The sequence below is a fragment of the Halomonas sp. TH-94 genome (genome assembly GCF_057473365.1).
This window is the reverse complement of sequence record NZ_JBYCKL010000081.1, coordinates 1-25,112: the sequence shown is the minus strand read 5'-3', so window position 1 is coordinate 25,112 and position 25,112 is coordinate 1. Positions and strand designations below refer to the sequence as shown.

The window sequence follows — 25,112 nt, the reverse complement described above, 5'->3', positions numbered from 1 at the left end:
TCCTCACATGATGATGCGCCGCATGTCGGCGAGCAGGTTGGCGAAATGGACGTTGAAACGGGCCGCGGCGGCACCGTCGATCACCCGGTGATCCCAGGAGAGCGACAGCGGCAGCATGAAGCGCCATTCCGACTGCTTTCCGTCCGGCGAGACCTGCTTCCAGTAAGAGCGGCACACGCCCATGATGGCCACTTCGGGGGCGTTGATGATCGGCGTGAAGAACAGCCCACCGATCCCGCCGAGGGAGGAGATGGTGAAACAGCCGCCCTGCATCTGATCGGGCTTGAGCTTGCCGTCCCGGGCCAGTTTGGCCAGCGCCCCCATTTCCTGGGCGATCTCGGCCACGCCTTTCTTGTCCGCATCGCGGATTACCGGCACCACCAGGCCGTTGGGCGTGTCGGCGGCGAAACCGATGTGGTAGTACTGCTTGAGGATCAGGTTGTCGCCTTCCAACGAGGCATTGAACTCGGGGAACTGCTTCAGGGAGGCGACCGCGGCCTTGATCATGAACGCCAGCATGCTGACCTTGATGCCGGCCTTCTCGTTGGCCTTGTTGAACTGCACACGGAAGGCTTCCAGATCGGTGATGTCGGCCTCGTCGTGGTTGGTGACGTGGGGAATCCTCACCCAGTTGCGATGCAGATTGGCGCCGGAGATCTTCTTGATGCGCGACAGCGGCTGGGTCTCCACCGGACCGAACTTGCTGAAGTCCACCTTGGGCCAGGGCAGCAGATCCATGCCCTCCCCGGCGGCCGGAGCACCAGCCGTGGCCACCGTCGGGGCGCCACCCTTGGCGAAGTTCCGGATGTCCTCCTTGGTGACCCGTCCCTTGAGGCCGGTCGGCGGCACGCGGGTCAGGTCCACCTCCAGTTCGCGGGCCAGATGGCGTGCAGAGGGGCTGGCGTGAACCCTGCTGAAGTCCGCGTTCGGGCCAGCCGGCGGTGCGGCGCCGGGGGCAGCCGGGGCAGAGGGTGTCGCCGCCGGTGGCAGTGGCTCCCCGCCCTTCCCGGCAGGCGCCGCGGGCTTTTCATCTGCCCCACTCGGGGCGGCCACGCCCGCTTCGCTATCCAGCAGTAGCACCAGGCTGCCCTCGGAGACCGTGTCGCCGAGCTTGACCTTGACCTCCTTGACCGTACCCGCGACAGGCGCCGGTACGTCCATCGAGGCCTTGTCCGATTCCACGGTGATCAGCGGGTCCTCGACCTGGATCGTGTCGCCGGCCTGGACGTGGATTTCGATGATCGGGACATCGCCGTAGTCGCCGATGTCGGGTACCTTGATCTCTTGAATGGCCACTGTTCTTCTCCTTCGGCTCAGCTCTCAGGCGTAGAGGGGATTGGGCTTTTCAGGGTCGATGCCGTATTTGGCGATGGCGTCGCGCACCTTGCCGCTCTTGAGCTTGCCCTCGTCGACCAGGGCCTGCAGCGCGGCCAGGACGACGTAGTGACGATCCACCTCGAAGTGACGGCGCAGGGCCTCGCGGCTGTCGGAGCGGCCGAAACCGTCGGTACCCAACACCTCGTAGCGCCGCGGCACAAAGGGCCGGATCTGTTCGGCGAACATGCGGATATAGTCGGTGGCGGCGATGACCGGCCCTTCGCTGCCTTCCAGGCACTGCTCGACATAGCTCTGGCGCGGCTTCTTCCCGGGATGCAGCCGGTTCCAGCGCTTGACCGCGTGGCCGTCGCGGGCCAGCTCGTTGAAGCTCGGGCAGCTCCAGACGTCGGCCGCCACGCCCCAGTCGTCGCGCAGCAGGTCCACCGCGGCAATCACCTCGTTGAGGATGCTGCCACAGCCCAGCAGCTGTACCCGCGGACTCTTGGCCTTGCCCTTGGCCTTGCTGAATGCGTACATGCCCTTGATGATGCCCGCTTCCGCGCCATCGGGAAGCGCCGGATGACGGTAGTTCTCATTCAGCGTAGTGATGTAGTAGAAGACGTTCTCCTGGTCCTCGTACATGCGCTTGAGTCCGTCGCGCACGATCACCGCCACCTCATAGTGGAAGGTCGGGTCGTAGGCCATGCAGTTGGGAATGAACTGGGCGAACAGCTGACTGTGGCCGTCCTGGTGCTGCAGCCCTTCGCCGTTCAGGGTGGTGCGACCCGAGGTGCCGCCGATCAGGAAGCCCCGCGCCAGCATGTCGCCGGCCGCCCAGGCCAGGTCGCCGACGCGCTGGAAGCCGAACATGGAGTAGTAGACGTAGAACGGGATCATGGTGACCCCGTGGTTGCTGTACGAGGTGGAGGCGGCGATCCACGACGACATGGCGCCGTCCTCGTTGATGCCCTCCTGCAGGATCTGGCCCTTCTGGTCCTCCCGGTAGGGCATGATCTCCTCGGCGTCCATGGGCACGTACTTCTGCCCTTCGGGGGCGTAGATACCGATCTGCCGGAACATGCCCTCCATGCCGAAGGTGCGCGACTCGTCGGCGACGATCGGGGTCAGCCGCGGCCCCAGGGTCTTGTCCCGGGCCAGGGAGACCATGATGCGCACCACGGCCATGGTGGTGGACATGGTGCGCTCACCAGTGTCCGCCAACACCTGCTTGAACATCTCCAGAGGGGGCGCTTCGAGCCGGTCGCCGTTGCGCTGACGCTGGGGCAGGTAGCCGCCCAGCGCCTTGCGCTGCCCATGCAGGAGCTGCATCTCGGCGCTTTCCTCGGGGGGCTTGAAGAACATCGCTTTGGTGACCTGTTCGTCACTCAAGGGCAGGTCGAAGCGCTTCTGGAAGTGGCGGAGGTTGTCCTCACCCAGCTTCTTCTTCTGGTGGGTGATGTTCTGGCCCTCGCCGCCCTCGCCCATGCCGTAGCCCTTGACGGTCTTCATCAGCAGTACCGAGGGCTTGCCCTGGGTGTTGACCGCCGCGTGATAGGCCGCGTAGACCTTCTGCGGGTCATGGCCACCGCGGATCAGCTTGTAGTAGATGTCGTCGTCCGACATGTGGGCGACCATCTCCTTGAGCTCCGGGTACTTGCCGAAGAAGTGCTCGCGGATGTAGCCGCCACCCTTGACCTTGAAGTTCTGGTACTCGCCGTCGACGCACTCCTCCATGCGCTGGCGCAGCAGCCCCTTGGTGTCCTTGGCCAGCAGTTCGTCCCAGCCCGATCCCCACAGGCACTTGATGACGTTCCAGCCCGCGCCCCGGAAGTTGCCCTCCAGCTCCTGGACGATCTTGCCGTTGCCCCGCACCGGACCGTCCAGGCGCTGCAGGTTGCAGTTGATCACGAAGATCAGGTTGTCCAGCTTCTCGCGGCTGGCCAGGGCGATGGCCCCCTGGGACTGGGGTTCGTCCATCTCGCCGTCGCCCAGAAACGCCCACACCTTGCGCCCCTCGGTGTCGGCCAACCCCCGGTTCTGGAGGTACTTCATGAAGCGGGCCTGATAGATGGCCATGATCGGCCCCAGCCCCATGGAGACGGTGGAGACCTGCCAGAAGTCCGGCATCAGGTAAGGGTGGGGGTAGGAGGAGATTCCCTTGCCGTCCACTTCCAGGCGGAAGTTCTCCAACTGCTCCTCGGAGAGCCGACCCTCTAGGAACGCCCGCGCGTAGATGCCCGGAGCGCAGTGCCCTTGAAAGTAGATGATGTCGCCCCCGTGGCCGTCGCTGGGGGCCTGCCAGAAATGGTTGAAGCCCACCTCGTACATCACCGCCGAGGACTGGTAGCTGGCGATATGCCCGCCGGGTTCGGCGGGCTTCTTGTTGGCGCGCACCACCATGGCCATGGCGTTCCAGCGCAGATAGGCGATCAGCCGCTGCAGCAAGGCTTCGTCGCCGGGCAGCTTGGCCTCCTTGTGGGGAGGTATGGTGTTCACATAGGGCGTACGGGTCGTATCCGGCGCCTCGGCCCCGGTTCGGTAGGCTTCCTCTACCGCTTTGTGCAGCAGGAAGGTGGCCCGCTCGGGGCCCACCCGTTCCACCACCATGTCGACGGCTTCCTGCCACTCCCGGGTTTCCTGGGGATCGAAGTCGTTGTAGTCATCGAAGGCCATGGGTCGTCTCCCTTGATCATTGGCTCGGACTTGTTGTTTCCGATTGCTGTCAGCGATCAGTCTGTGCCTCGACCACGGCGAAGGCGCTCATGTTGGCGATACCCCGCGCGGTGACCGTGCGGTTGAGCACATGCACCGGCTTGGCGGCCCCCAGAAGGATGGGGCCCACGGACACGCCGTTGCCCAGCACCTTGAGGGCGGTAAAGGCGATGTTCGCCGAGTCCAGGTTGGGCATGATCAACAGGTTGGCCTCACCCTCGAGCAGCGAGCCGGGCAGGATGCGACCACGTACGCCCATGGAGAGCGCCGAGTCGGCCTGCATTTCACCGTCCACCACCAGATCCGGGGCGCGTTCCCGTATCAGCGCCAGGGCCTCGCGCATCTTTCCGGCGCTGGCGAAGTCGGAACTACCGAAATTGGAGTGGGAGACCAGGGCGGCCCGGGGCGTGATGCCAAAACGGCGAATCTGCTCCGCGGCCAGCAGAGTGATCTCGGCGATCTGGCTGGCATCGGGGTCGTAGTTGACGAAGGGGTCAGCAATGAACAGCGTGGTCCGCTCGAGGATCAGCAGCTGCAGGGCAGCAGGCGTGCTGACGCCTTCGCGCAGGCCGATGACGTCCAGCACCAGGTCCAGGTGCTCATGGTAGGTGCCTACCGGGCCGGCGATCATGGCATCCACTTCGCCCCTGCGCAGCAGCAGCGAGGCCAGGATGGTAGACCGGCTGCGCACGCGTTTCTCGGCGGCTTCAGGATGGACGCCACGCCGCCCCATCAGTTGGTGGTACTCGCTGGCCAGCTCGGAGTAGTCGGAATAGTCCTGCGCGTCGATCAGCTCGAAATCGACGCCGGGTTTCACCGGCAGGCCCAATTCCTCGATGCGGGCCTCGATGATTGCCCGGCGACCGATCAGCACGGGCTTGGCATAGCGCTGACTGACACAGACCTCCATGGCACGCAGGACGCGCTCGTCCTCGCCCTCGGCATACAGCAAGCGGAGAGGGTTGTGTCGGGCCCGCTCATACACCGGCTCCATCACATTGCCGGAGCGGTAGACCAAGCGTGACAACGAGCGGGCATAGGCCTCCAGGTCCGCGATGGGCCGAGTGGCCACGCCACTCTCCATGGCGGCCTTGGCCACCGCCGGCGGGATGGTATCGATCAGGCGCGGGTCGAAGGGTTTGGGCAGGATGTATTCCGGGCCGAAGGTCAGCGCCTGCCCGCCATAGGCCACCGCCACCGTCTCCGGCACCGTGGTGGTCGCCATGTCGGCGATGGCCTTGACGGTGGCCAGTTTCATCTCCTCGTTGATGGTGGTGGCGCCGCAATCCAGGGCGCCCCGGAAGATGAACGGAAAGCACAGGACGTTGTTGACCTGGTTGGGGTAGTCCGAGCGTCCGGTGGCGATCACCGCATCCGGACGTACCGCCTTGGCCTCCTCCGGCATGATTTCCGGCGTGGGGTTGGCCATGGCCAGGATCAACGGGCGATCGGCCATGGTCGCCACCATTTCCGGCTTGAGAGCGCCCCCGGCCGAGAGACCCAAGAAGACATCGGCTCCATTGACGGCATCGGCCAGGGTGCGGGCCTCGGTCCGGGCCGCATAGCGTGCCTTATAGGGGTCCATGTCCTCGCCACGGTCGGTGTGGACCACGCCTGTACGGTCGCAGACCAGGATGTTCTCCCGACGCACCCCCAGGGACACCGCCAGGTCCAGGCAGGCCAGGGCCGCCGCGCCCGCGCCGTTGCAGACCAGGCGGATGTCGCCGAGCTCCTTGCCCACCACCCGCAGGCCGTTGAGCAGGGCGGCCCCCGAGACAATGGCGGTACCGTGCTGGTCGTCGTGGAAGACCGGGATCTTCATCCGCTCGCGCAGGCGCCGCTCGATCTCGAAGCACTCCGGTGCCTTGATGTCCTCCAGGTTGATGCCGCCGAAGGTGGCCTCGAGGCCGGCGATGATCTCGATCAACTTGTCCGGGTCGCGCTCCTCGATCTCGATGTCGAACACATCCACGTCGGCGAACTTCTTGAACAGCACGGCCTTGCCTTCCATCACCGGCTTGGAGGCCAGGGCACCGATGGCACCCAGCCCCAGCACCGCCGTGCCGTTGCTGACCACGGCCACCAGATTGGCGCGTGCGGTGTATTCAGCCGCCATCAGGGGGTCGCGTTCGATCTCTTCGCAGGCCGCGGCCACACCGGGAGAATAGGCCAGCGACAGATCCCGCTGGCTGGCCATGGGCTTGGTCGCCTGGATCGCCAGCTTGCCGGGGCGGGGAAATCGGTGGTACTGCAAGGCGCTTTCGCGCAAATCGTCTGCCATGTGCTTTTCCTCGCTCGCTTTCGCTCATCGCGGCGATAGAGGAGTCGATGACCGCGTTGCCGATCGCCCTCTCGAACTGCTTGTTGCCAGGCCGGTCACTGGCCACACCACAATTCCCTCTATGCCGCACTCGGCTCGTTATGCCATGCCCATTTGTCATTCTAGGAGCGCGCGTCTCATGGGGCGCAGTCTGCGTTCAGCAACCAATGCGCCTAAATAAGTGAAAGGAAAGGCATTCAATTGCTTAGCGAATCGATATGCGACTTTGGTCGCGATGACAACAGCCCGGGTTTGACTGGAAATGTGCACAATCGGCGAATTCGGCATACGAATTTCCGCACAGTAACGGAAGCGACTGCCTTGCCTACGAATTATCCTCGCGGAAGGGACCGGTAGCGGTAGCGAGCACCCCATGCGTCGTGCGCATTTCCGCACAGGCAGCTTGCGTCTGCCCCTTGTGCCCTCGGCCCTTGTGTTCCCCACCATAGCAACAGGCCCCGCACGGCGATGCCGGCGGGGCCTGTCATTGCGTGCCTAGGGCGAGTACTTACAGACCGGCGGCCTGACGCAGCGCGGTGGCGCGGTCGGTGCGCTCCCAGGGGAAGGCGGTGAAGGTCTCGGTGTGCTCCTGCCCGTTGGTGTCCTTCCAGTGGTAGCTCGTCTCGAAGGGCTCGCGGCCGAAGTGTCCGTAGGACGCGGTCAGCTGATACATGGGGTGAAGCAGATCGAGCATGCGGGTAATGGCAAAGGGCCGCAGATCGAAATGCTCGCGCACCAGCTCGATGATGCGCGCATCGTCGACCTTGCCGGTGCCGAAGGTATTGATCGACACCGAAGTGGGCTCGGCAACACCGATGGCGTAGGACACCTGGATCTCACAGCGGTCGGCAAGCCCGGCCGCCACGATGTTCTTGGCCACGTAGCGTCCGGCGTAGGCAGCGCTGCGGTCGACCTTGGACGGATCCTTGCCGGAGAAGGCGCCACCGCCATGACGCGCCATGCCGCCGTAGGTATCGACGATGATCTTGCGCCCGGTCAGGCCGCAGTCGCCCACCGGCCCACCGATGACGAACTTGCCGGTGGGGTTGATGTGGTACTGGGTCGTGTCGGTGAGCCATTCCGCCGGGATCACCTCCTCGATGATCTCGCGCCTGACCATGCGGCGCAGCTCCTCCTGGTCGATCTCGGGAGCGTGCTGGGTCGAGAGCACCACCGCCTCGACCCCACAGGGCATGCCCGCCGCGTCGTAGCGGAAGGTGACCTGACTCTTGGCGTCAGGGCGCAGCCACGGCAGCAGGCCGTGCTTGCGCAGCTCGGCCTGGCGTTCCACCAGCCGGTGGGCATAGTGAATCGGTGCCGGCATCAAGGTGTCGGTTTCGTTGGTGGCATAGCCGAACATCAGCCCCTGGTCGCCCGCACCCTGGTCTTCCGGCTTGCTGCGATCCACCCCTTGGGCAATGTCCACACTCTGCTTGCCGATCAGGTTGAGCACGCCGCAGGTCTCGCCGTCGAACCCCACTTCCGACGAGGTGTAGCCGATATCGATGATCACCTGACGCACCAGCTCTTCGAGATCGACCCAGGCCGAGGTGGAGATTTCGCCGGCAACGATGGCGACACCGGTCTTGACCAGCGTTTCGCAGGCCACCCGAGCCTGTTTGTCGCGGGCGATGATGGCGTCCAGCACCGCGTCGGAAATCTGATCGGCGATCTTGTCCGGATGTCCCTCGGAGACGGATTCTGAGGTGAACAGGGAGTATTCGCTCATGCGTGTCGACCCTTCTGATGTATCGGCAAAGCGCAGCGGCGCCGTCAAGCCGGAGTGACTGCCCTCTAGTCTGCGTGGCGCCGTCCTCTTGCCCGGCCAGGCACGCAGCGGCGTGGAGCCAGAGTTTACATGGTGCCACCCTGGGTGGCACCCGTCATTTGCTGCCCGGCGGCAAGTCGGCGACAATAGGCGGCCGAATTCGACTGCGCCGCATCCGTGCTGCGGCGCCCAGCCAGAACGCTATCGGCAGGCCCGGCGAGCTGCCGTTGTCTTGCCCCATTCTGCCGCAGGCGAGGAGCTTACCCAAATGCCATCCCGTTTCGAACTGGCCAATGCCATTCGCGCCCTGTCAATGGATGCCGTCCAGAAGGCCAATTCCGGTCATCCCGGCGCCCCGATGGGCATGGCCGACATCGCCGAAGTGCTGTGGAACGACTATATCAAGCACAACCCCAACGACCCGAAATGGCCCGACCGCGACCGCTTCGTGCTCTCCAACGGCCACGGCTCGATGCTGCTCTACTCGCTGCTGCACCTGACCGGCTACGACCTCGATCTCGAGCAGCTGCAGCACTTCCGCCAGCTGCACTCCAAGACCGCCGGCCATCCGGAACTCGGCTACGCACCGGGCGTGGAGACCACTACCGGCCCGCTGGGCCAGGGCCTGGCCAACGCCGTGGGCATGGCTGTCGCCGAGAGGACACTGGCGGCGCAGTTCAATCGCCCCGGTCACACCATCGTCGATCACCAGACCTACTGTTTCGTCGGGGACGGCTGTCTGATGGAGGGCATCTCCCACGAGGTGGGCTCGCTGGCCGGCACCCTGGGGCTGGGCAAGCTCACGGTGTTCTATGACGCCAACGGCATTTCCATCGATGGTGAAATAGAGGGCTGGTTCACCGACGACACCGCCAAGCGCTTCGAGGCGTATGGCTGGCACGTGGTGCCCAATGTCGACGGCCACAATCCTGACGAGATCAAGGCCGCCATCGAGCTGGCACGCAGCCACGAAGAGAAGCCGAGCCTGATCATCTGCAAGACCGTCATCGGCTTCGGCGCACCCAACAAGCAGGGCAAGGAAGAAGCCCATGGCGCTCCGCTGGGCGACGAGGAAGTGGCCGCCGCACGCAAACAGCTCAACTGGCCGCATGCGCCGTTCCACGTACCGGAGCCGATCTACCAGGCCTGGGACGCTCGCGAGCAGGGCAAGGCGCAGCAGGACGATTGGCAGGCTCGTTTTGCCCGCTACCGTGACGAGCACCCGGAGCTCGCCCGTGAGTTCAGCCGCCGCGCCCAGTGCAAGTTGCCCGCCGAGATCACCAGCGAGGCCTTCATCGAAAAGATGCAGCAGAAGGCCGAGACGATTGCCACGCGCAAGGCGTCGCTGTTGTGCCTCAACGAACTCGGCCCGCAGCTGCCCGAACTGCTCGGCGGCAGCGCCGATCTCGCCCCCTCCAACCTGACCTTCTGGAGCGGTGCCAAGCCGATCTCCCGCGAGAACCCGGGCGGCAACTACCTGCACTACGGGGTACGCGAGTTCGGCATGGGCGCAATCATGAACGGCATCGTGCTCCACGGCGGCTTCATCCCCTACGGCGCCACCTTCCTGGTCTTCATGGAGTACATGCGCAACTCGGTGCGCATGGCCGCGCTGATGGGCAAGCGCGCCATCTACGTCTTCACCCACGACTCCATCGGCCTGGGCGAGGACGGCCCCACCCACCAGCCGATCGAGCAGCTGACCAACCTGCGCACCACGCCAAACCTGTGCACCTGGCGCCCCTGCGACGCGGTGGAAACCGCCGCCGCCTGGGACGCCGCGATCAAGCGCAACTCCGGCCCCACCGCGCTGGTGCTGTCGCGTCAGAACCTGCCGCATCAGGAGCGCAACAAGCAGCAGCTGGCCGAGATACAGCGCGGCGCCTACGTGCTCAAGGAGTGCGAAGGTACCCCCGAGCTGATCCTCATTGCTACCGGCTCCGAAATGGCCCTGGCCATGGCGGCCGCCGCCGAGCTGGAGAGCCAGGGCCGCGCGGTGCGTGTGGTCTCGATGCCCTCGGCCTACCGCTTCGACGGTCAGGACGCCGAGTACCGCGAGAAGGTGCTGCCCCGTGCGGTGACCAAGCGCATCGCCATCGAGGCCGGCCACGCCGACTACTGGTACAAGTACGTGGGCCTCGACGGCCGCGTGATCGGCATGACCACCTTCGGCGAGTCCGCCCCCGCGGATGACCTGTTCAAACACTTCGGCTTCACCGTCGAAAACGTGCTCGAACAGGCCAAGGAACTGCTCGCCTGACAGACCTGACAGCCAAGGCACGAAAAAAGGCACGACCTCGCGGTCGTGCCTTTTTTTACTTTGTGTGCCTCGCAACGGATCAGGCTATCGTCACGCTCCTGTCCAGATAAACGTCCTGGATGGCGTGAAGCAGCTCTACCCCTTCGGTCATGGGCTTCTGGAACGCCTTGCGCCCGGAGATGAGCCCCATGCCGCCGGCACGCTTGTTGATCACCGCGGTACGTACCGCCTCACCCATGTCCGAATGCCCCTTGGAGCCGCCACCGGAGTTGATCAGCCCGGCGCGGCCCATGTAACAGCAGGCCACCTGATAACGGGCGAGATCGATGGGGTGGTCGGAAGTCAGCTCACCGTAGACCTTGGCGTGGGTGTGGCCAAAACCGATGTCCTGATAGCCGCCGTTGGTCTCGGGCAGCTTCTGCTTGACGATGTCGGCCTTGATCGTTGCAGCCAGGTGGTTGGCCTGACCGGTAAGGTCGGCTGCCACGTGGTAATCCTTACCTTCGTGCTTGAAGCCCGGGTTGCGCAAGTACGCCCACAGCACCGTGGCCATGCCCAACTGATGGGCGCGCTCGAAGGCCTCACTGATCTCCATGATCTGACGACGGCTCTCGGGTGAACCGAAGTAGATGGTCGCACCCACCGCCACGCAACCCATGTCGTGCGCCTGCTCGACCTCGGCGAACAGGGTCTGGTCGTACATCGCCGGGTAGCTCAGTGTTTCGTTGTGGTTGAGCTTGAGCATCATCGGAATGCGATGAGCGTAGCGTCGCGCCACCGACGACAGCACGCCCAGGGTGGAGGCCACCCCGTTGCAGCCGCCCTCGAGCGCCAGCTCGACGATGTTGGCCGGGTCGAAGTAGCGCGGGTTGGGGGCGAACGAAGCGCCGGCGGAGTGCTCGATGCCCTGGTCCACGGGCAGTAGGCTGAGATAGCCGGTGCCGCCCAGGCGGCCGTGGTCGAACATCGCCTGCAGGCTGCGCATCACCGCCGGGCTGCGGTCGCTGTCGGTCACCACCCGGCTGACGAAGTCCGGGCCCGGAAGGTGCAGCTGCTCGCGGGGAAAGCCGCGGCAGCGGTGGTCCAGCAGATACTCGGCGTCGTCACCCAGCAGTTGGGTAATGTCGGTCATGTCTTCCTCTCCATGGTGTCGTGAGTCGCTATTCCCAGCGTAGTGAAAACCGTACCGAGCGTACGCCTCGCTTGCAAATGGAAGCGCCCTTTCATAGAGAAAGGGCGCTCCAAGGCGGATATTTCTCCACGAACCGGCATCTCGAAAATCGGCATTCGCGTTAAGCGGCCTTGATCTCGATCCGCCGACTCCTATGCCGCTCCTTCTTCGGTAGCCGCAACTGGAGAACTCCTTTCTCCAGGCGCGCCTCGATGGCGTCGGTATCGATCTCGTGGCTAAGCGTGAAGCGCCGGGCATAGCGCTGCCCCATGGCCTCCGCATAGGTCGCGGTGATGCCTTCGGGCATGTCGATATGCATCTCGCCCTCAATGCTCAGCAGGTTGCCATCGACTTCGATATTCAAGCCATCCCGCGTGACACCGGGCATATCGGCAACTACGAACAGGGCATTGTCCTCCTCGTAGATGTCCACGGGAGGCCGCATCGCTAAGCTACGCTTTTCCCGTGCGGGTACACCGGCTTGCGATTCATGACGTGCGACTTCGTTCATGTCCATCACCTCCTGACGTGCCGTTCCGTTTCTCGATCATCGGGCGGCTCAAGCCGCCTGGATCTCGATCCGTCGCGGCTTGAGCTCTTCTCTCTTTGGCAGGTGGATCTCGAATACGCCGTCGTGGCAACGTGCCTCGGCACGCTCTACGTCGATGCCATCGGGTAAACCGATGGAGCGTACGAACTCGCCATCGAAGCGCTCGCGACGGAAGATGGGCCGCTTGCGCTCGCTGTCGTCGTCGCGTGGCAGGGCGTCACGCCGCCCCCGCAGAGTCAGCACATTGTCCTGCACGTGGATCTCGAGATCCTCGGTGGTCAGACCGGCAGCGAGGACATAGACGCGAACGGCATCGTCGGTGCGGCCGACGTTGATCAGCGGGAAGCTGCCACGCGGCACCGAGCGGATGTCCGCTGCATTTTCATCCGACAAAATTTCATCGAGCCACTGTCGGAACCAATCCGCCCCCGGCGAGACGCCGGTATCGAAACGCCTGAGATCTCCGAACATAACGAACACCTCCTACGCTATCAGGCTTTTGGATGTTGCGGGTCAACCCGAACCGCGACACCGAAGCACTTCTGCACCGGTGCCGTATTGCTTCTTATAGGGCCACCACGATCTTTTTCAAGAGCCGACAGGCGCAGGTTTTCAGCACTCCTCACGGCACCAGCTCATCCGGAGCTCGCGTGGGCAAATGTGTCGAAAATACGCTAGAATCGCCGCTTCCCGTCGGTTAGAGAGTCCCCAGCGTCCATGGCCCAGCGCATCGCCATCAATGGTTACGGTCGTATCGGTCAGTGCGTACTGCGTGCGCTGCTGGAGCGGCAGCTGAACCGGCCCGGCCCGGGAGCGCTTGAGGTGGTTGCCATCAACGAGCTCTCCGATCTGGCCACCATCGCCTACCTGACCCGTTATGACACCACCCATGGCCGTTTTCCCGGCCAGGTGCAAACGGCCGAGGGCCGGATGATCGTCGACGGCTCCCCCATTACGATTCTCACTGAACCCGAACCCGCACATCTGCCTTGGGGCGAGCTAGGTATCGACCTGGTGTTGGAGTGCTCGGGTAGCTTCAAGGAGCGCGTCACCGCCGAAGCGCATCTTGCTGCCGGCGCCGGGCGGCTGCTGTTCTCCCAACCTGCCGAAAGCGACGTCGACGCCACCATCGTATGCGGCATCAACGACAGAGAACTTGCCGCGGAGCATCGCATCGTCTCGGCAGCGTCGTGCACCACTAACTGCCTGGTGCCGGTACTCACAGTGCTCGACCAGGCGCTGGGCATCGAGCACGGCGTGACGACCACCGTGCACTCGGCGATGAACGATCAGCCGGTGATCGATGCCTATCACCAGACGGACCTGCGCCTGACACGCTCGGCCATGCACTCCATCGTACCCGTCGACACCAGCCTGGCCCGCGGCATCAATCGCCTGATGCCACACCTGGCCGGCCGCTTCGAATGTCTGCACATGCGCGTGCCGACCATCAACGTTTCGGTCATGGATCTGTCTATCTGCGTACGGCGCGACACCACGGCCGACGAGGTCAACGCTCTGCTCCGCGAGGCAAGCAACGGGCGCCTGGCCGGCCTGCTCGGCTATACCGAGGAACCCATGGCCTCGATCGACTTCAACCACGATCCCCGCTCGGGTATCGTTGACGCCACTCAGACCCGGGTGGCAGGCAAGCGCCTGATCAAGCTGCTGTGCTGGTTCGATAACGAGTGGGGCTTCGCCAACCGCATGCTCGACGTCGCCCAGCGCCTGGCGACGCTGCCCGCGGCGAGCCGATGACCCCGGCTTCGGTTTCCCTCAACCAAGGAAAGGAAGACGCCTGATGAACGTGCTCAAGATGACCGACCTCGAGCTTCGCGGTAAGCGAGTGCTGATTCGCGAGGACCTGAACGTACCCGTCAAGCACGGCAAGGTGACCAGCGATGTCCGCCTGCGGGCCAGCCTGCCGACCATCAAGGCGGCCACTGAGGCCGGCGCCAAGGTCATGCTGATGAGCCACCTGGGGCGGCCGACCGAGGGCGAGCCGGCCGAGGAGTTCTCGCTGGCGCCGGTAGCCGAGTGCCTCGGCGAGTTGCTCGGCAGACCGGTGAGGCTGGTCGAGGACTACCTCGACACCGCTCAGGATCTTGCCGATGGCGAGGTCGTGCTACTCGAAAACGTGCGCTTCAACGTCGGCGAGAAGAAGGACGATGAAACCCTCGCCCAGCAGTATGCCGAGCTGTGCGACATCTACGTCATGGACGCCTTCGGCACCGCTCATCGCGCCCAGGCCTCGACACACGGTGTGGCACGCTTCGCTCCGCAGGCCTGTGCCGGGCCGTTGCTGGCCGCCGAGCTAGACGCCCTCGAGAAGGCACTGGCCAATCCCAAGCGACCGATGGTCGCTATCGTCGGTGGCTCCAAGGTCTCGACCAAGCTCGAAGTGCTCAATTCACTTTCCGATAAATGCGACCAGCTGATCGTCGGTGGCGGCATCGCCAATACCTTCATTGCCGCCGCCGGCCACAACGTCGGCAAGTCGCTGCATGAAGCCGACCTGGTCGAACAGGCCAAGGCCATCATGGCCAAGGTCGAGATCCCGCTGCCCACCGACGTGGTGGTGGCCACCGAGTTCTCAGAATCGGCCGAAGCCGTGGTCAAACCCGTTGGCCAGGTAAGCGACGACGAGATGATCCTCGACATCGGCCCAGAGACCGCCGGACGGCTCGCAGGCCTGCTCAAGGACGCCGGCACCATCCTGTGGAACGGCCCGGTGGGCGTGTTCGAGATCGACCAGTTCGGCAAGGGCACCGAGGCGCTGGCCAAGGCCATCGCCGAGAGTCACGGCTTTTCCATCGCCGGTGGCGGCGACACCCTGGCCGCCATCGACAAATATGCTATCGCGGACAAGGTTTCCTATATCTCCACCGGCGGCGGCGCTTTCCTCGAGTACGTGGAAGGCAAGACGCTCCCGGCGGTGAAGGCACTGGAAGATGCTGCACGCTGAAATCCTACCGGTCGACCCGGGTCGGCCGGCCCCGTCCTGCCCAGACACATTGCAAAGAGAGAACAGGTGAGTTCATGGCACTGATCAGCATGCGTCAGATGCTGGACCACGCCGCCGAGCGCGGCTATGGCATTCCAGCCTTCAACGTCAACAACCTCGAGCAGATGCGCGCCATCATGGAAGCGGCCGACGCCACCGATTCTCCGGTGATCGTGCAGGCTTCAGCCGGTGCGCGGAAGTACGCTGGCGCGCCCTTCCTTCGCCACCTCATCCTGGCTGCGGTGGAGGAGTTCCCGCACATCCCTGTGGTCATGCACCAGGACCACGGCACTTCGCCGGCGGTGTGCCAGCGCTCCATCCAGCTCGGTTTCTCATCGGTAATGATGGACGGCTCCCTGGGCGAGGACGGCAAGACGCCGATGGACTATGACTACAACGTCGACGTCACGCGCCGCACCGTCGAGATGGCACACGCCTGCGGCGTCTCGGTAGAGGGCGAGCTCGGCTGCCTGGGCAGCCTGGAGACCGGCATGGCCGGCGAGGAAGACGGCATCGGCGCCGAGGGCGTGCTGTCTCACGACCAGCTGCTCACCGACCCCGAAGAGGCCGCAGAATTCGTCAAGGCGACCCAGGTCGACGCCCTGGCCATCGCCATCGGCACCAGTCACGGCGCCTACAAGTTCACCAAGCCGCCCACCGGCGATACCCTCTCCATTCAACGCATCAAGGAGATTCACGCACGCATCCCCGATACCCACCTGGTGATGCACGGCTCCTCCTCGGTGCCTCAGGAGTGGCTCGCCATCATCAACGAGTTCGGCGGCGAGATTCCCGAGACCTACGGCGTACCGGTCGAAGAGATCGTCGAGGGCATCAAGCACGGTGTGCGCAAGGTCAACATCGACACCGATCTGCGCCTGGCCTCGACCGGCGCCGTGCGTCGCTTCCTGGCCAGCAACCCCAGCGAATTCGACCCGCGCAAGTATTTCAAGGAAACCATCACGGCGATGCGCGACATCTGCATCGCCCGCTATGAAGCCTTCGGTACCGCCGGCAACGCCAGCCGCATCAAGCCGATCAGCCTCGAGGCAATGTACGAGCGCTACGCCCGCGGCGAGCTGGACCCGAAGGTCAAGTAAGCCTTCTTCGCTACTACCAAGCGGCCCATCGGGCCGCTTTTTTCATGCCTCCCAAACCTCCCTTTCGGTTGTCCAGAGTTATTTTCTGTCACGGCACCACTCATGTTATTGCATTGCAGCAAAGCTTGGCCTCACACTCCCCGTTGGCTCCAACAGCAGCGAACAAGGACGAACGACATGAAAAATATGGCCCCCTACCCTCTTATCCCCCTTACTCCAGTGGCAATGATGGATGTTTGGAAACTTGGCATCATGGCCTACGAGCTATGGTCGACCTCGTTTGCCACCATCGCCATGCGCAACAATCTCTGGCAGACCCAGCCGCCTAACAGCGCCCGAATGCTCAAGGAAAACCAGCGCATGGTCACCGAGAAGCTCGAGGCCGGTATGGAAACGGGATTCGAGATTCAAAAAGCCATGCTGCAAATGGCCTTTGGCAACACCAGTACTCCCTGGTGGGACACCGGTAAGCGCGCCATGACCCCCTCCCATCGGCGTAGCAGCGCGAACTCCAAGCGCCTTTCCCGGAAATGATCAAAAAGGCCCCAGCGGGTTACCCGCCGGGGCCAAGCGATCGAATGTTCGGCTTGCACTCAATCGCCTACTGAAAGGGTCGATGCCCTGGCGAGCCTGGGCTGATAACTGCCCGACCGTCGCCATGTGTGATGGCGTTGCGCAGCGTGACGGTGGCGCCACCTTGGTGCTGACATCGAGGCTGATGTCCCAGCCGGTGCTGCTACGTTTATTGCCCGACTCGATATTATGGCCGTAGGAACCCTGTTCTCAGACCTGCCAAAGTATGGATTCCCCCCTGCTTGGCGGCCCAGACCCTTCGCCTGCTAAACTCTCCGGCCACGACCTCGCCCGGAGCTCGCATGCCTGCCGCCGCCAAGTCATTACCCACGCCTCGCCAATGGTTTTCTTTCGCCGCTACGGTGATGGTGACCCTGTTTTTGCTGATGGGCCCCGAGGCGCCAACGCTAACAAAGGCGGGCGCAGTGATCGGGTTGTGCATCGGGCTATGGGCGACTGGCTGGTTACCTCAATGGCTGACGGCGCTGATTTTCTTCACCTTGTGCACCGTAGCCGGTGTGGCATCACCGGATATCGTCTTCGCCGGCTTCGGGTCGGCAGCGACCTGGCTGGTCTTTTCCGGCTTGATTATCGGAGCAGCCATTCAGTACACGGGGCTCGGCACCAGCCTGGCCCAAGGCGTAGGGCCATGGCTGGAGGGCTCGTATCGCCGTGCCTTGATCGGAGTGATTCTGCTGGGGCTGGCCATGGCATTTTTCATGCCTTCCGGCATGGGGCGCATCCTGCTGATGGTGCCGATCCTGACCACCCTGGCCGATCACCTGGGCTATGAGCCTGGCGAAAAGGGGCGAACCGGGCTCATCTTGGGAGGGATGATGGGTACGTTTCTGCCCACCTATGCCATCTTGCCCGCCAACGTTCCCAACAACGTGCTGATGGGAGCCGCCGAAGCGGTCTTGGGTACCCCACCCAACTACAGCGAATATCTTTTGTTGCATTTCCCGGTGTTGGGAGTGCTCAAGACACTGCTGCTCATTGCGGTGATGCTGTGGCTCTACCCCGCTGACGCTCCGAGGCAGAACGGCACGCAGGTAGAGACCTCACCTCTTTCACGGCCGGAACTCGGCCTGGGGGCGTTGCTATCGGTGGCGGTTCTACTGTGGATGAGCGATGCCTGGCACGGTATCTCCCCGGCCTGGATCGGCATGCTGGTAGCGCTGATCTGTCTGTTCCCCGGCAGTCGGTTGATGGGTGCCAACCCCCTTCAGTCGATCAGCTTCGACTCCTTTCTTTACGTTGCAGGAATCGTCAGCCTCGGTGCCCTGGCCTTTCATAGCGGTCTCGGCGAACGGGTGGCTGGCGGTTTACTCTCGGTGCTCCCCCTGCGCGAAGCGACCGATGCGGCTGTATTTGGCATGCTCTCTGGACTCGCCATGGTGCTGGGCACGCTGGTTACGCTACCGGGCATTCCGGCTATCCTGACACCCATGGCCCCGGGGCTGGCCAATATCACTGGCTGGTCCCCCGAGGCCGTCTACATGACGCAGGTGGTTGGCTTTTCCACGGTACTATTGCCCTATCAGGCGCCGCCACTGATCGTCGGCATCCTGGCAGCGCGCATCTCGTTGCGCGAAACCGCCAGGCTGTGCCTGGTCACGGCGGTGCTGAGCGTACTGCTACTGTGGCCTGTGAACTATTTGTGGTGGGAGTGGCTTGGCTGGATCTGAGCGCTGACTTTTCTAGGCACAAATGAATCGCCCCCGGCTAGGCCAGGGGCGATGAGAGGGGATTACCCGTTCAAGCGATTACCAATCCTGGTCATCGTCCTCGTCGGTTTCCCACTCCTCTTCTTCATCTTCGGTTTCCCACTCGTCGTCAGCGGTTTCCCACTCTTCCTCTTCGTCTTCGGTTTCCCACTCGTCGTCAGCGGTTTCCCACTCTTCTTCCTCGTTCTCGTACTCGATACCATCGATCACGGGAGCTTGGCCGCTGGTTTCCGGAGCAGTCTCTTCAGGGTAAGTATCCTGACCCTCTTGCTCCTCGTCGTGATAACCGGCCATTACAAGCGGGCTAGCGCTCAGACCAAAAGTGATACCGACGATACCGAGCTTCTTGAGGAATTCCTTGGACATCATGTTCGTACCTCCAGCGAAGTTTGAACGCTTTCCTGAGATAAAGAATCGAATCGAAATCTGTTGTGCTGGTGACTTCGATCACCAGTCTGTTAGTGCGAAGCCTGGGCCAACTTTCGCAGGAAAAAAGAAAAGTCGTTTACAAACAAATGGATATACTTAATCCGAATGGCCAGAATCGTGTTTCGTTGCTGAATTCGTTGCGGAAATAGTGGCGTGAAATGTCACATGGGCCCTGATTGAACATGTCAGGGCAACTTAGCAAACCGTATCTTCGGCAGGACCGGGCACATGGACTAAAACAGCAAAACCGCCCCCGGCAAAGCCGGGGGCGGTCGAGGAGGTTGAGATCTTCAACCTTCAGATGACGTCGCCTTCATCCTTGATAGCGACCGCCCATCCCTGGGCATCAGATTTTACCAATCCTGGTCGTCATCCTGATCCTCTTCCCATTCTTCCTCTTCGTTCTCTTCTTCCCACTCATCAGTGGTGTCATCATCCCACTCATCGTCGGCATCAAACCCGGTATCGCCTTCAGCGCCTGCACCAGCGCCAACACCGGTATCTGCACCAGCCTCACCATCTTGGTCTGCACCAAAGCCAGCGTCAGCATCGGCTCCAGCGCCTGCACCAGCTTCAGCGCCCGGAGCGGTCTGCTCGGGAACCGCACCCTGCTGGTCGTCCTCTTCATCATGGAAATCGGCGAAGGCCAGCGGGCTGGCACTCAGACCAAACGTGATACCGACAATGCCGAGTTTCTTGAGAAATTCCTTGGACATCATGTTCGCACCTCCAGAGGAGTTGAACGTGAATTTTTCCTATCGAAGCCGAAGCTTCACGTCAAACCGGAGAGCTAGCGTTGCTTGAGTGCAGACTCCGGTATGTCTTGCTCACTCAGAGAGGTGCAGAAGTCGGGCCAAGATGTGCCAAATTAAAATTAAATAATTTTATAAACAATGGCTTATTTTGACGTAAGCGTGCCAGATGCAGGCCAGAGGAAGGGGTGAAACGTGGTGAGTTATGGCACATGCGTCTGTTATAGGCAGGCACACTCGGGCAAGTCGAGCCGATCTACACCAGCTGCGGGTGCAAGCGGTGACGCGGTTTTACCGGCTTGAATAGACCGCACTTACGGGCAATACTTAGGAAACAGCGTTCGTAAAACCATGCGGCGCCCTAAACTTCCCGGCCCGCATGCCGATAGTTAAGAGGAACGGTACTCGACAGTCATGGACTGCGAAGGATATTCGGTATGATCCGCCCCCTATGCCTGCTCTTCGATTGCGATGGCACCCTGGTCGACAGCGAGCCACTTCTTGCTGCCGAGATGGCTGCCAGCCTGACCCGGTTGGGGCTGCCCTTCCAGGCCAGCGACTATATCGGTGAGTTTCGCGGCAGCCGCTTTCGCAACATCGTGGCAGAACTCGAGGAGCGCTACGGTGGCGTCGACCCACAACAGCTGGCCGAAACCGAAACCGAGATGCGCAGCAATCTGAACCGGCGTCTGGAAACGGAACTCGCCGCCATCGCGGGAGCGCGAGAAGCGCTGATGTCGCTGCTCGATTACCCCAGCGGGGTGGTATCCAATGGTCCTGAGAACAAGATCCGGACATCATTGAAGGCTATCGGCTTTGCCGACTTTTTCGGTACCCGGCTCTTTAGCGGCTATACCGCCAACTGCTGGAAACCCGACCCTCGCCTCTATTTGCATGCCGCCGCCGAAATGGGCTTCGACCCCGAGGACTGCGTTGCCATCGACGACGCCTTGGTCGGGGTGAAGGCCGCTCTCGATGCCGGCATGACGGTGATCCATCTGAATCGCTTCCCCGATGCAGAAGAGACGCCCGAGGGGGCGATCATGATCAGCAGCATGTTTCAGCTGCCTACCGTGGTCGAGAACCTGACCCATGCGCGAGCACGCGAGAACCGGCGGCAGGTTGCCATCGGTCGCTGATCGCGACTCCCAGAGCCGTGCCATCGAGACGGCGTCCCACCCTGCCGTAGGCAGACCCCTCGCCGGGCGTTATCATCACGTCATCATTTGCTTTCTTGTCAGGAGTTCGTCATGGCCTCACTGCAGGATCAGCTGCGCGGCCTGGTCTATTCCACCGAACATGGTGACATGTGCCCAGGCTGTCGCCAGCCGCAGGCCGAGTGCCGCTGCGCCGCACTGGCAGAACAGCAGCGTCTTGAAACACTCGACGGCATCGTGCGGATTCGCCGTGAGACCAGCGGACGCAAAGGCAAGGGAGTGACGACCATCAGCGGCTTACCCCTGGCCGACACAGCGCTCAAGGCGCTGGCGAAATCTCTCAAAAAGCGTTGTGGAACCGGTGGCTCGGTGAACGACGGTATCATCGAGATTCAGGGCGATCACCGCGAACTGCTCAAGGCCGAACTCGAGCGTCAAGGCTACACCGTCAAGCTCGCGGGCGGCTGAACGAGGAAACCACATGGCATTACCACATCTTGCAAGCCGAACCAGCCAACGCTGGTTGCGCCTTGGCCTTGGAGCACTGACCCTGGTGGCGCTGACAGGCTGCGCCGGCACGCCCGACTTCGCCGAGCTCGAAGCCCAAGTAGAGCCGCCAGGCACGCTGACGCTTGCCCCGGATGCCGAGCTGCGCGTATGGATCGGCGATGCAGGCGGAACCCTGGCGGAAACACGGGCCACACCCAGCGGCCCCGGACCCTGGCCGGTGACGCTGCGCTTCGACCGGCGTACTCTCGATGCTGCACGCTCCCCGCAGCTGTCGGCCGAGCTGCGCCAGCAGGGCAGCCTGACCCATACCACTTCAGAGCCTGCCGGCATGCCAACAAATGGGCGAGGCCCGGTCAGTCTGCGGCTTGAGCCGCGCCCGTAAAAATCGCAGCCGCCGCCGACAAAACCTGCCCGATCGGCGCCTCGAGCTTGAACGAGTAGAGCGCGTCGGCACGCGTGCGCCCGAGGTTGAGGCAGGCGATCGGCAGGCCAGCTTCACTGGCCTGTCGCGCAAAGCGATAGCCTGAATAGACCATCAGCGAGGAGCCGGCGACCAGGAGCGCAGCGGAACTCTCGACCATCCGCCGGGCTCGCTCCACTCGCTCGCGGGGTACGCTGTCGCCGAAGAACACCACATCGGGTTTCCAGATTCCCATACCGCAGCGCGAGCAGCCAGGCACCTCGAAAGTGGAAAAGTCAGTTTCGAGAGCGGCATCGCCATCCGGGCGAACCGCCGCCTCTACCGCTACCCATTCCGGATTACGCTCGGCGAGCTCCATATGCAGATCATGACGCATGCGCAATGCGTCACAGCCCATGCAGCGCACCTGCTCGGCACGGCCATGCAGATCGATGACGTTCCGCGAGCCTGCCTTCTGGTGCAGCCCATCGACGTTTTGAGTGATGACTCCACGCACCACGCCCGCCGCCTCAAGATGGGCCAGAGCGCGATGAGCAGCACCGGGACGTGCACCATGCAGGGTTCGAAAACCTACCAGCGCGCGCGCCCAGTAGCGCTGTCGGGCAGCATGGCTGGCCATGAACTGCTGATGTTGCATAGGCGGAGCGCATTTCCACTCGCCCGCCGCATCACGGTAATCGGGTATTCCACTGTCGGTGCTGACCCCGGCCCCGGTCAGTACGACAAGATTCTGATGGCGCTGCAGAAACTCCACCAAGCGATTGGCCGCTTCTGTCTCGGCTGGCTGTCGTGTATGGTTCATCATCTATCCGTCATGCTGCGGCGCATACGCCTTTCAACCGAAGATGGCCCTGGGCGCCACAGGTTGTCTAGAATGTCATGCTAATGTGACTCTCACAGGCAAGGACTGACCCATGGCCTGGCTGGAATATCTGCTGCCTCTCATTTTTCTCTTCCCGCTCGGGGCCATGGCCGTCATCGTCGTTGCCTTGCGCAATCTCCATGACGCCCGGGTTCGCTCGCCTTTCAATGCCCGTCCATTGCGTGAGCCCGGCCAGGCCTTGCGCAACCGCCTCGACCGTGCCTTCGCCACGCTGTTTCTCAATGGTGCTCTGGGGCCCATCCTGACCCTGGCGCCGCTGGTATACGGCATGGGGCGCATGCTCTTCTCCAGTCGGCAGAACTGGGTCGAGTGGGCACTCTACGGTGCTCTGAGCACGGTACTGGTGCTGGTCTACTGCTTCCTGCTGATCCGCGATTTCCAGCACATTCGCCGCATCAAGCTGGGGCTGGCCTGCGAACTGGCGGTGGGCCAGGAGCTGGAACGCATGGTCAGTCCCGAAGCCCACCCCTACTTCGTTTTCCACGACGTACCGACCGACAGCGATATCATCGACCATGTCGCCATCACCCCCCATGGCGTGTTCGTGGTTGAGACACGTGCCCGCACGCGGCCGTTCACCGCCGACGGACGCGAGATCAACGTCGTGACCGTGGAGCCGGAGCGGCTGCGCTTTCCGGGCTGGAGCGAGCACCGCCCGCTGATCAAGGCGCTACGCGCTTCACACTGGCTTGCCGGCTGGCTCGAGCAGCGCTGCGGGCAGCCGGTACCGGTCATGGGGGTACTCGCCCTGCCCGGCTGGGACATTACCTGTGCCGGCACGCCGGAAGGATTGATGGTCGTCAGCGGCGAATCGCTCTCGCAGCAGCTTAGCGAGCGCCACCTCGGCGATCTTGATGACGAACTGCACGACAAGGTCATCGAAGCGCTGATCGAGCGTGCCGCCGAGCTCGATCGCAACCCGGCGCTCAGCGAGCCCTCGATATGACCGTACAGCCCTCAATCTCCCCTTAGGCGCCCACCCATCTCCTGGGCCAGGTCGACTGCATAGTGATCGGTCATGCCGCCGATGAAGTCGAGCATACGGCGGTAGCTGTCGTACAGCGGCCAGGAGGGCCGAGGAGTATTCTCGCCGATCAGCGCCAGCACCCGCTGATGCTTGAAACTCGACTGTCCCGTGAAGTGCAGCTCGTGAGCGGCTCCGATAAACGCTTCGAGAAGAATCCCCAAGGTGGTGTAGGCACCTATCTCGAGCTTCGCCTTGCGCTCGTTCTGGAAGATACGCTCGCGAGCCAGCTGCTTGGCTGCCGCCACGCCCCAACCCAGGTCGGGATGGCACAGCTCCAACAGGTCGCAGGTCAAGTTGCCGTTGAGCAGCGCCGACTCGTGCTCGACGAATACCGCCCCCACGTCGTTGACCGCCCGTTCCATGGCAGCCCCGCGCAGCGCCGCAATCCGCCGCCGCTGCGATACCCCGTCGCGGACCATGCGCGAGTAATCGGCAGGCGCATCGCCGGCGATCTGCAACAGCACATCGGCCACCTCTTCGAAGCGCAGGATGCCCATTTCCAAGCCATCTTCGAGATCCAGCAGCGCATAACAGATATCGTCAGCCGCCTCTACCAGCCAAGCCAAGGGGTGGCGACACCAGCGCCCCTCGCCCCGCGGCAGCAACCCCAGGCGGCGGGTCACATCTTCTAGCAGCGTTCGCTCCGACTGATAGCAGCCGAACTTACCGGCGCTGCCGCCGTGCTCTACTGTCCAGGGGTACTTGAGCAGCGTACCCAGGGTTGCCGCTGTCAGACGCATGCCGCCGCGAAACTGGTTGTATTCGATCTGGGTCACCACACGAAAGCCCTGGGCGTTGCCTTCGTAGGTCAGCAGGTCGGCACGCTCACGATCGGACAACCCGTCAAGCAGCCCGCTGCCATTGGCCTCGGCGCACTTGAACCAGTCCCTGATGGCGTACTCGCCGGCATGGCCGAACGGCGGGTTGCCGATATCGTGCCCCAGGCAGGCGGCCTGCACGATGACCCCCAGATCGGCCGGTGTGATCCAGCTCGGCAGCCGCTCGCGCAGCAGCTCGCCGACGATCATCCCGAGGCTGCGCCCCACACAGCCCACTTCCAGAGAGTGGGTCAGACGGGTATGAATGTGGTCATTTTCGGTGAGCGGGTGAACCTGGGTCTTGCGCCCCAGCCGTCGGAACGAGCCGGAGAAGACGATGCGGTCGTGGTCCTTGTGGAACGGGCTGCGGCCGATCTCGTCTCGGCCGCTGGTGGGTGTACCGTGCAGCCGGGAAGGGTCGAGCAATTGATGCCACTGCATCTGGGTCATGGGCTTCCTCCTGAAGCCCCCATTCTGACATTGCCGCTGACCGAATGACCATCTGCGCTTCACCCGCCGTAAGCCAACCGCAAAAAAGCCGAACCGGTAGGTTCGGCCTGCTTGCTTAAGCGCGATGCCTCGACTCAGTAGTCGTAATCGCTGCCCTTGGTAG

General features: G+C 63.0%; 21 protein-coding genes. 10 read left to right on the top strand and 11 right to left on the bottom strand.

What is annotated here, in order from left to right; translation table 11 throughout:
* Positions 1–3: 3 nt before the first annotated feature.
* From aceF to metK, 4 genes are all read right to left on the bottom strand, one after another.
* Positions 4–1,296 carry a dihydrolipoyllysine-residue acetyltransferase gene (gene aceF, locus AC2VNO_RS15445; protein ID WP_486934956.1) on the bottom strand — a complete coding sequence of 431 codons (1,293 nt, stop codon included), beginning with the start codon at positions 1,294–1,296 and terminating at the stop codon, positions 4–6.
* A gap of 24 nt (positions 1,297–1,320) precedes the next feature.
* Entirely contained in the window at positions 1,321–3,990 is a 2,670-nt protein-coding gene (gene aceE, locus AC2VNO_RS15440; protein WP_486934955.1) for a pyruvate dehydrogenase (acetyl-transferring), homodimeric type, read from the bottom strand.
* Positions 3,991–4,039: 49 nt separating this feature from the next.
* On the bottom strand, positions 4,040–6,310 hold the full coding sequence (locus AC2VNO_RS15435; protein WP_486934954.1) for an NADP-dependent malic enzyme: 2,271 nt from the start codon (positions 6,308–6,310) through the stop codon (positions 4,040–4,042).
* A 547-nt stretch (positions 6,311–6,857) separates the two neighbouring features.
* Positions 6,858–8,078 carry a methionine adenosyltransferase gene (gene metK, locus AC2VNO_RS15430; protein ID WP_486934953.1) on the bottom strand — a complete coding sequence of 407 codons (1,221 nt, stop codon included), beginning with the start codon at positions 8,076–8,078 and terminating at the stop codon, positions 6,858–6,860.
* Between the two features lie 307 nt (positions 8,079–8,385).
* Here metK and tkt point away from each other — a divergent pair, with 307 nt between their 5' ends.
* Positions 8,386–10,377 (top strand): transketolase, encoded by a 1,992-nt coding sequence (gene tkt / locus AC2VNO_RS15425; RefSeq protein WP_228575903.1) that lies wholly within the window; start codon positions 8,386–8,388, stop codon positions 10,375–10,377.
* Between the two features lie 79 nt (positions 10,378–10,456).
* On the opposite strand, the gene AC2VNO_RS15420 is transcribed toward tkt, so the two are convergent.
* The 3 genes from AC2VNO_RS15420 to AC2VNO_RS15410 all read right to left on the bottom strand — a co-directional run bounded on the left by AC2VNO_RS15420 (position 10,457) and on the right by AC2VNO_RS15410 (position 12,569).
* A complete protein-coding gene (locus AC2VNO_RS15420; protein WP_486934952.1) occupies positions 10,457–11,509 on the bottom strand; it encodes a class I fructose-bisphosphate aldolase in 1,053 nt (350 codons plus the stop codon).
* Positions 11,510–11,669: 160 nt separating this feature from the next.
* Positions 11,670–12,059: an Hsp20/alpha crystallin family protein gene (locus AC2VNO_RS15415; protein ID WP_486934951.1), complete on the bottom strand. Its 390-nt coding sequence runs from the start codon at positions 12,057–12,059 to the stop codon at positions 11,670–11,672.
* 48 nt (positions 12,060–12,107) lie between these two features.
* Positions 12,108–12,569 carry an Hsp20/alpha crystallin family protein gene (locus AC2VNO_RS15410; protein WP_486934950.1) on the bottom strand — a complete coding sequence of 154 codons (462 nt, stop codon included), beginning with the start codon at positions 12,567–12,569 and terminating at the stop codon, positions 12,108–12,110.
* Positions 12,570–12,815: 246 nt separating this feature from the next.
* Here AC2VNO_RS15410 and AC2VNO_RS15405 point away from each other — a divergent pair, with 246 nt between their 5' ends.
* The 5 genes from AC2VNO_RS15405 to AC2VNO_RS15385 all read left to right on the top strand — a co-directional run bounded on the left by AC2VNO_RS15405 (position 12,816) and on the right by AC2VNO_RS15385 (position 18,463).
* The gene (locus AC2VNO_RS15405; RefSeq protein ID WP_486934949.1) at positions 12,816–13,856 is read left to right on the top strand and encodes a type I glyceraldehyde-3-phosphate dehydrogenase; all 1,041 of its coding nucleotides are present in this window, start codon (positions 12,816–12,818) and stop codon (positions 13,854–13,856) included.
* Positions 13,857–13,899: 43 nt separating this feature from the next.
* The gene (locus tag AC2VNO_RS15400) at positions 13,900–15,063 is read left to right on the top strand and encodes a phosphoglycerate kinase (RefSeq protein WP_486934948.1); all 1,164 of its coding nucleotides are present in this window, start codon (positions 13,900–13,902) and stop codon (positions 15,061–15,063) included.
* Positions 15,064–15,137: 74 nt separating this feature from the next.
* Positions 15,138–16,202: a class II fructose-bisphosphate aldolase gene (fba, locus tag AC2VNO_RS15395; protein ID WP_228575891.1), complete on the top strand. Its 1,065-nt coding sequence runs from the start codon at positions 15,138–15,140 to the stop codon at positions 16,200–16,202.
* Between the two features lie 252 nt (positions 16,203–16,454).
* Positions 16,455–16,736 (top strand): hypothetical protein, encoded by a 282-nt coding sequence (locus AC2VNO_RS15390; RefSeq protein WP_486934947.1) that lies wholly within the window; start codon positions 16,455–16,457, stop codon positions 16,734–16,736.
* 341 nt (positions 16,737–17,077) lie between these two features.
* Positions 17,078–18,463, top strand: coding sequence for an SLC13 family permease (locus AC2VNO_RS15385; RefSeq protein ID WP_486934946.1), 1,386 nt, complete (start codon positions 17,078–17,080; stop codon positions 18,461–18,463).
* Positions 18,464–18,541: 78 nt separating this feature from the next.
* Here the strand turns inward: AC2VNO_RS15385 and AC2VNO_RS15380 are convergent, their stop codons facing one another.
* Positions 18,542–18,871 (bottom strand): hypothetical protein, encoded by a 330-nt coding sequence (locus tag AC2VNO_RS15380; RefSeq protein ID WP_486934945.1) that lies wholly within the window; start codon positions 18,869–18,871, stop codon positions 18,542–18,544.
* 413 nt (positions 18,872–19,284) lie between these two features.
* Entirely contained in the window at positions 19,285–19,650 is a 366-nt protein-coding gene (locus tag AC2VNO_RS15375) for a hypothetical protein (protein WP_486934944.1), read from the bottom strand.
* Positions 19,651–20,120: 470 nt separating this feature from the next.
* Between AC2VNO_RS15375 and AC2VNO_RS15370 the strand changes: the two genes are divergently transcribed.
* The 3 genes from AC2VNO_RS15370 (at position 20,121) to AC2VNO_RS15360 (ending at position 21,732) form a co-directional block, all read left to right on the top strand.
* The gene (locus AC2VNO_RS15370; RefSeq protein ID WP_486934943.1) at positions 20,121–20,822 is read left to right on the top strand and encodes an HAD family hydrolase; all 702 of its coding nucleotides are present in this window, start codon (positions 20,121–20,123) and stop codon (positions 20,820–20,822) included.
* A 111-nt stretch (positions 20,823–20,933) separates the two neighbouring features.
* Positions 20,934–21,308 (top strand): translation initiation factor Sui1, encoded by a 375-nt coding sequence (locus AC2VNO_RS15365; protein WP_486934942.1) that lies wholly within the window; start codon positions 20,934–20,936, stop codon positions 21,306–21,308.
* A gap of 13 nt (positions 21,309–21,321) precedes the next feature.
* The gene (locus AC2VNO_RS15360) at positions 21,322–21,732 is read left to right on the top strand and encodes a YbaY family lipoprotein (protein ID WP_486934941.1); all 411 of its coding nucleotides are present in this window, start codon (positions 21,322–21,324) and stop codon (positions 21,730–21,732) included.
* Here AC2VNO_RS15360 and AC2VNO_RS15355 read toward each other — a convergent pair.
* Positions 21,704–22,576 carry an NAD-dependent protein deacetylase gene (locus AC2VNO_RS15355; protein ID WP_486934940.1) on the bottom strand — a complete coding sequence of 291 codons (873 nt, stop codon included), beginning with the start codon at positions 22,574–22,576 and terminating at the stop codon, positions 21,704–21,706. The two genes, AC2VNO_RS15360 and AC2VNO_RS15355, sit on opposite strands and share 29 nt — an antisense overlap.
* Before the next feature lie 109 nt (positions 22,577–22,685).
* Here AC2VNO_RS15355 and AC2VNO_RS15350 point away from each other — a divergent pair, with 109 nt between their 5' ends.
* Positions 22,686–23,600: a nuclease-related domain-containing protein gene (locus AC2VNO_RS15350; protein ID WP_486934939.1), complete on the top strand. Its 915-nt coding sequence runs from the start codon at positions 22,686–22,688 to the stop codon at positions 23,598–23,600.
* 11 nt (positions 23,601–23,611) lie between these two features.
* On the opposite strand, the gene AC2VNO_RS15345 is transcribed toward AC2VNO_RS15350, so the two are convergent.
* On the bottom strand, positions 23,612–24,949 hold the full coding sequence (locus AC2VNO_RS15345; protein ID WP_486934938.1) for a deoxyguanosinetriphosphate triphosphohydrolase: 1,338 nt from the start codon (positions 24,947–24,949) through the stop codon (positions 23,612–23,614).
* Positions 24,950–25,112 lie beyond the last annotated feature (163 nt).

Coding starts and splice junctions, on each gene's coding strand:
- aceE (WP_486934955.1), bottom strand. CDS start 3,990: ATGGCCTTCGATGACTACAACGACTTCGATCCCCAGGAAACCCGGGAG.
- AC2VNO_RS15435 (WP_486934954.1), bottom strand. CDS start 6,310: ATGGCAGACGATTTGCGCGAAAGCGCCTTGCAGTACCACCGATTTCCC.
- metK (WP_486934953.1), bottom strand. CDS start 8,078: ATGAGCGAATACTCCCTGTTCACCTCAGAATCCGTCTCCGAGGGACAT.
- tkt (WP_228575903.1), top strand. CDS start 8,386: ATGCCATCCCGTTTCGAACTGGCCAATGCCATTCGCGCCCTGTCAATG.
- AC2VNO_RS15420 (WP_486934952.1), bottom strand. CDS start 11,509: ATGACCGACATTACCCAACTGCTGGGTGACGACGCCGAGTATCTGCTG.
- AC2VNO_RS15415 (WP_486934951.1), bottom strand. CDS start 12,059: ATGAACGAAGTCGCACGTCATGAATCGCAAGCCGGTGTACCCGCACGG.
- AC2VNO_RS15410 (WP_486934950.1), bottom strand. CDS start 12,569: ATGTTCGGAGATCTCAGGCGTTTCGATACCGGCGTCTCGCCGGGGGCG.
- AC2VNO_RS15405 (WP_486934949.1), top strand. CDS start 12,816: ATGGCCCAGCGCATCGCCATCAATGGTTACGGTCGTATCGGTCAGTGC.
- AC2VNO_RS15400 (WP_486934948.1), top strand. CDS start 13,900: ATGAACGTGCTCAAGATGACCGACCTCGAGCTTCGCGGTAAGCGAGTG.
- fba (WP_228575891.1), top strand. CDS start 15,138: ATGGCACTGATCAGCATGCGTCAGATGCTGGACCACGCCGCCGAGCGC.
- AC2VNO_RS15390 (WP_486934947.1), top strand. CDS start 16,455: ATGGCCTACGAGCTATGGTCGACCTCGTTTGCCACCATCGCCATGCGC.
- AC2VNO_RS15385 (WP_486934946.1), top strand. CDS start 17,078: ATGCCTGCCGCCGCCAAGTCATTACCCACGCCTCGCCAATGGTTTTCT.
- AC2VNO_RS15380 (WP_486934945.1), bottom strand. CDS start 18,871: ATGATGTCCAAGGAATTCCTCAAGAAGCTCGGTATCGTCGGTATCACT.
- AC2VNO_RS15375 (WP_486934944.1), bottom strand. CDS start 19,650: ATGATGTCCAAGGAATTTCTCAAGAAACTCGGCATTGTCGGTATCACG.
- AC2VNO_RS15370 (WP_486934943.1), top strand. CDS start 20,121: ATGATCCGCCCCCTATGCCTGCTCTTCGATTGCGATGGCACCCTGGTC.
- AC2VNO_RS15365 (WP_486934942.1), top strand. CDS start 20,934: ATGGCCTCACTGCAGGATCAGCTGCGCGGCCTGGTCTATTCCACCGAA.
- AC2VNO_RS15360 (WP_486934941.1), top strand. CDS start 21,322: ATGGCATTACCACATCTTGCAAGCCGAACCAGCCAACGCTGGTTGCGC.
- AC2VNO_RS15355 (WP_486934940.1), bottom strand. CDS start 22,576: ATGATGAACCATACACGACAGCCAGCCGAGACAGAAGCGGCCAATCGC.
- AC2VNO_RS15350 (WP_486934939.1), top strand. CDS start 22,686: ATGGCCTGGCTGGAATATCTGCTGCCTCTCATTTTTCTCTTCCCGCTC.
- AC2VNO_RS15345 (WP_486934938.1), bottom strand. CDS start 24,949: ATGACCCAGATGCAGTGGCATCAATTGCTCGACCCTTCCCGGCTGCAC.